The sequence below is a fragment of the Streptomyces sp. UNOC14_S4 genome (genome assembly GCF_020740835.1).
Classification (GTDB): domain Bacteria; phylum Actinomycetota; class Actinomycetes; order Streptomycetales; family Streptomycetaceae; genus Streptomyces.
Map to the genome: position 1 here is coordinate 1 of NZ_JAINFC010000494.1, position 5,552 is coordinate 5,552.

Annotated in this window: 4 protein-coding genes; 2 read left to right on the top strand and 2 right to left on the bottom strand. The window is 69.3% G+C overall.

Going from position 1 to position 5,552, the window contains the following annotated elements; all coding sequences use genetic code 11:
• On the bottom strand, positions 1-695 hold a 695-nt coding region (locus K6I34_RS30400; RefSeq protein ID WP_229330847.1), incomplete at its 3' end, for an NYN domain-containing protein.
• Between the two features lie 248 nt (positions 696-943).
• On the opposite strand from K6I34_RS30400, the gene K6I34_RS30405 reads away from it, so the two are divergent.
• The gene (locus K6I34_RS30405; RefSeq protein ID WP_229330849.1) at positions 944-1,117 is read left to right on the top strand and encodes a hypothetical protein; all 174 of its coding nucleotides are present in this window, start codon (positions 944-946) and stop codon (positions 1,115-1,117) included.
• A gap of 162 nt (positions 1,118-1,279) precedes the next feature.
• Here the strand turns inward: K6I34_RS30405 and dnaE are convergent, their stop codons facing one another.
• Positions 1,280-4,825 (bottom strand): DNA polymerase III subunit alpha, encoded by a 3,546-nt coding sequence (gene dnaE / locus K6I34_RS30410; protein WP_229330851.1) that lies wholly within the window; start codon positions 4,823-4,825, stop codon positions 1,280-1,282.
• A gap of 235 nt (positions 4,826-5,060) precedes the next feature.
• Here dnaE and K6I34_RS30415 point away from each other — a divergent pair.
• Positions 5,061-5,552: hypothetical protein (locus tag K6I34_RS30415; protein ID WP_229330852.1), on the top strand; the 492-nt coding region annotated here is incomplete at its 3' end.

Below are 5,552 nucleotides of genomic sequence, written 5' to 3' on the forward strand. Positions count from 1 at the left end.
GTGCCGTTGCGCGCGGCGGGCCGCGGGTCGGCCGGGTGGCTGGGCGCCGCCGAGGCCGCCGAGGCCGCGGTCTCCGGCAGGGGCGCGGAGAGGATCGCGGCGATCTCGGGGCGGGGCACGGGCGCGGGTGCGCACGGTCCGGTGAGCTCCTTGGCCCGCACGGCCCGGGTGATCCACACCCGGTCCAGCACCCGCCGCTCGTCGGCCTCGGCCACCAGGTCCTCGGACTGGTTGTAGTCGCCGTCGGCGGCCTGCACGGCCCACAGGTGGACGGCGACGCCGTGCTCCTTGGCGGACATCAGGCCGGGCAGCAGGTCCCCGTCGCCGGTGACGAGCACGATGTCCGAACAGGCGCGGTTGCGGGCGAGCTCGGTGAGCTCCGCGTGCATGGCGGCGTCCACGCCCTTCTGGGCCCAGCGGCCGTCGCTGCGGGTCAGGGCACCGAGCCGGACGGTCACCCGGGGCATCACGCGCAGCCTGCGGTGCTCGGGCTGCGGGACCCGGTCGGGGGCGCCGTCGAACCAGTAGATCCGCAGCAGGGGCCGTTCCGTCTCCGCCTCGGCGCGTTCGCGGAGGCCCTGGATCAGGGTCGTATGGTCCACGGTGATCCGGGAGCGGGCGGGCTCGCCGGCCAGCAGGCTCGCGGCGGCGCCCAGCAGATACCCGGCGTCCACCAGGACGACGCAGCGGTCCACGTTCCACCCTCTTTCTGTCCGTCAAGCGCGGTGGGCCCCCGGCACGGTCGTGCCCCGGTCTTCGCTCGGCTTTCCAGGAGTCTGCCCGACCTCGCGGGGGTTATCAGTCCGAACTGGATCTTCGGCGTGGCGGATACGGGTGTTCAACGGTAAGTGCACGGATCACGCACGGTAATTACCCGAAATGCACGCTTCGTCGGTGCGTGCGAGTGTGTTCGGCGGGGGGAAACCCCGAGTGGAGGCACAGCATGGCGAAGAACAGGAAGCAGAACCGGAGCCAGCAGGCGGCCAGTCCGGCGGAGCGCGGCCAGCAGCAGGCGCAGAAGTCCTCGATCGAGGCCCAGAGCGAGCAGCGGCAGTCCCAGGTGACGCCCGGCGACGTCGCGCGCAAGGGCAAGCAGAAGCGCTTCGGCCACAACTGACGGGCCACTGACGGGCGGCCCGTCGAGTGGCTGGCGGGCGGCGGGGCCGCGGAGGGCCCGCCGTCCGGTCACCTCGTCGGCGCCTTGAAGCGCGCGTGGGGCGCGCCCGGAGAACCGGGCGCGCCCCACGCATGACATGACGGGACTTGTCGGGCAGCGGGCTCAGCCCGCCAGGCAGGACGGGCCGAGCAGCACCTTCAGATCGCCGAAGAGCGCCGGGTCGGGGGTGACCCGGTGCCGGTCCAGCCGGAGCACGGTCGTCTTCCGGGGGCCCTGGAGCTTGATCCGCACCTCGGTGGAGCCCTTGTGGTGGCCGAGCACCTGCCCGAGCCGTTCCACCAGCGGCGGGGTGACCTTCACCGTGGGGATGGTGATGATCACGGGGGCGTTGGTGCCCGCGTTGGAGAGGTCGGGGACCATCAGCTCCATCGCGACCAGGCGCGGGATGTCCTCGCGCTTGTCGAGACGCCCCTTGACGAAGACGACGGCGTCCTCGACGAGCTGGGTGGAGACCAGCTGGTAGGTGGCGGGGAAGAACATGCAGTCGATGGAGCCCGCCAGGTCCTCCACGGTGGCGATGGCCCAGGCGTTGCCCTGCTTGGTCATCTTGCGCTGGAGGCCCGAGATGATGCCGCCGATGGTGACGATCGCGCCGTCCGCGTGCTCACCACCGGTGAGCTGGGAGATCGCGGCGTCGGCCTTGTCGTTCAGGACGTGCTCGATGCCGAAGAGCGGGTGGTCGGACACATAGAGGCCGAGCATCTCGCGCTCCTGGGCGAGCAGGTAGGACTTCTCCCACTCGACGTCGGAGAACTCCACGTCCAGCCCGAAGCCGGGGCCGTCGTCCGCGGTGTCGTCGCCCATCCCGCCGAAGAGGTCGAACTGGCCCTCCGCCTCCTTGCGCTTGACCGCCACCACGTTGTCGATCATCGGCTCGTAGTGGGCGGTGAGGCCCTTGCGGGTGTGCCCCATCGTGTCGAAGGCGCCGGCCTTGATCAGCGATTCGACGGTGCGCTTGTTGCAGACGACGGCCTCGACCTTGTCGAGGAAGTCCGGGAAGGAGGCGTACTTCCCCTTGGACTTGCGGCTGCGGATGATCGAGTCCACCACGTTCTGGCCGACGTTGCGGACGGCGGTGAGGCCGAAGAGGATCACGTCGTCGCCCTGGGCGGCGAAGTTGGCCTCGGACTCGTTGACGTTCGGCGGGAGCACCTTGATGCCCATGCGGCGGCACTCGTTGAGGTAGATCGCCGACTTGTCCTTGTCGTCGCGCACGGAGGTCAGCAGCCCGGACATGTACTCGGCGGGGTGGTTGGCCTTGAGATAGGCCGTCCAGTACGAGACGAGGCCGTACGCGGCGGAGTGCGCCTTGTTGAACGCGTAGCCGGCGAAGGGCACCAGCACGTCCCACAGCGCCTGGATGGCCTCGTCGGAATAGCCGTTCTTGCGCGCGCCCGTCTGGAAGATGGTGAAGTTCTTCGCCAGCTCGTCGGGCTTCTTCTTGCCCATCACGCGGCGGAGGATGTCGGCCTCGCCGAGCGAGTACCCGGCGATGATCTGGGCGGCCTTCTGCACCTGCTCCTGGTAGACGATCAGGCCGTAGGTGACGTCGAGGACCTCCCTGAGCGGCTCCTCGAGCTCCTTGTGGATCGGCGTGATCTCCTGCTGCTTGTTCTTGCGCAGCGCGTAGTTCGTGTGCGAGTTCATGCCCATCGGGCCCGGCCGGTAGAGGGCGGACACGGCGGAGATGTCTTCGAAGTTGTCGGGCTTCATCAGACGCAGCAGGGACCGCATGGGCCCGCCGTCGAACTGGAAGACACCGAGGGTGTCACCGCGCTGGAGCAGCTCGAAGGTCTTGGGGTCGTCGAGCGGGAGGGCCAGGAGATCGATGTCGATCCCCTTGTTGGCCTTCACCATCTTGACGGCGTCGTCCATGATCGTGAGGTTGCGCAGGCCCAGGAAGTCCATCTTCAGCAGGCCGAGCGACTCACAGCTCGGGTAGTCCCACTGCGTGATGGTCACGCCGTCGGTGTGCCGCACCCAGACGGGGACGTGGTCGGTGATCGTCTCGCTGGACATGATCACGCCGGCCGCGTGCACACCCATCTGCCGCACCAGGCCCTCGACGCCGCGCGCGGTGTCGATGACCTTCTTCACGTCCGGCTCGTTCTCGTACATCCCGCGCACCTCGCCCGCCTCGCTGTAGCGCGGGTGGGAGGAGTCGGTGATGCCGGAGAGTGGGATGCCCTTGCCGAGGACGTCCGCGGGCATCGCCTTGGTGATGCGGTCGCCCATCGCGTACGGGTAGCCCAGGACGCGGGCGGAGTCCTTGATCGCGTTCTTGGCCTTGATGGTGCCGTACGTGCCGATCATGGCGACCTTGTCGGCGCCGTACTTCTCCGTGACGTACCGGATCACCTCGGCGCGCCGGCGCTCGTCGAAGTCGATGTCGACATCGGGCATGGAGACGCGCTCGGGGTTGAGGAAGCGCTCGAAGATCAGGCCGTGCGGGATCGGGTCGAGGTCGGTGATGCCCATGGCGTACGCGACGATCGAACCGGCCGCGGAACCACGGCCGGGGCCGACCGCGATGCCGTTCTTCTTCGCCCACATGATGAAGTCGGCGACCACGAGGAAGTAGCCCGGGAACCCCATCTGGATGATGACGTCCATCTCGTACTCGGCCTGCTTCTGCCGGTCGTCCGGGACGCCGCCGGGGAAGCGGCGGGCCATGCCGAGCCGGACCTCCTCCTGGAACCAGGTGATCTCGGTGTAGCCGTCGGGGACGTCGAACTTCGGCATCAGGTCGCGCTTGTCGAACCAGCCGGTGGTGTCGACCTGCTGGGCGACCAGCAGGGTGTTGGCGCAGCCCTGCTGCCAGGCGTCGGAGGAGTCGATGGCGTACATCTCCTCCGTCGACTTCAGGTAGTAGCCCGTGCCGTCGAACTTGAAGCGGTCCGGGTCGGAGAGGTTCTTGCCGGTCTGGATGCACAGCAGGGCGTCGTGCGCGCCCGCCTCGTGCGCGTAGGTGTAGTGCGAGTCATTGGTGACCAGCGGCGGGATGCCGAGCTTCTTGCCGATCTCCAGCAGGCCGTCACGGACCCGGCGCTCGATCTCGATGCCGTGGTCCATCAGCTCCAGGAAGTACCTCCCCTCGCCGAAGATGTCCTTGTAGTCGCTGGCGGCCTGCATGGCCTCGTCGAACTGGCCGAGGCGCAGGCGCGTCTGCACCTCGCCGGACGGGCAGCCCGTGGAGGCGATCAGGCCCTCGGACCACTGGGAGATCGTCTCCTTGTCCATACGGGGCCACTTCGTCAGCCAGCCCTCGGCGTAGGCGTCGGAGGACAGCCGGAAGAGGTTGTGCAGACCGGTCTTGTTCGCCGCCCAGATCGTCTTGTGGGTGTAACCACCCGAACCGGACACGTCGTCGCGCTTCTGGTGCGGCTGGCCCCACTGGATACGGCGCTTGTTCCGCCGGGACTCGGGCGCCACGTACGCCTCGATGCCGATGATCGGGGTGATGCCCGACTTCTGCGCCGTATGGAAGAAGTCGTACGCGCCGTGCAGGTTGCCGTGGTCGGACATGGCGATGTGTGTCATGCCCATGTCCTTGCAGGCATTGAACATGTCCTTGAGCCGCGCCGCGCCGTCGAGCAGCGAGTACTGCGTGTGGACGTGCAGGTGCGTGAACGGCGGCTTGGACGACACGGTGGGGGACCTCCGGCGGAACGGTTCCGGCCCTCGAGGGCCGGAAGGAACGGCAGCATTGAAGGTTACCGGCAGCCACTGACAGCCGTGCGGCTCCGCTGGTTCCGGGGGCGCCTATTGGGGTGCCTCTTGCGCTTTGTGCGCGGGTGCGGGCCGGTGGGGGCTGGGCGCGCAGTTCCCCGCGCCCCTTACGGGGCGCCGCCCTGATGCCTTTAGTGGGGGCTTATCGCCTGGCATGACACACTCGGTCCTCGTGGACATATCGGCGGCATGGTTGCGGACGGCGCGCGCGGGGGTTTTCACCGCGCTGTGCGTCGTGCTGTCCGCGGGCTCCCATGTGCTGCTGTCCGGCGCGCCGCTGCCCGTGGCCACCGTCGCCGCGACCTCCGCCGCCGTCTTCGCCCTCGCCTACGCGCTCGCGGGCCGGGAGCGCCGCTTCGGGCACATCGCCGCCCTGCTCGTCCCGCTGGAACTGGCCGCCGACGCGGTCTTCACCGTCGGCCAGCACACCTGCTACGGCGCGAAGGGCCACCCCGTCCCCGGCGCGCTCACCGTGCTCTGCGGCGGGGGCTCCCTCGACGGCCCCTGCGGGCCCCTCACCGCCGACCCCGGCACCGCCTGCCGCCTGCTGCTCGCCGCGCACGTCGCGGTGGGTCTGCTGGCCGCCGCCTGGCTGCGCCGCGGCGAGCAGCAGGCGGCAGGCGGTGCCGGGGTCGGTGGTGAGGGG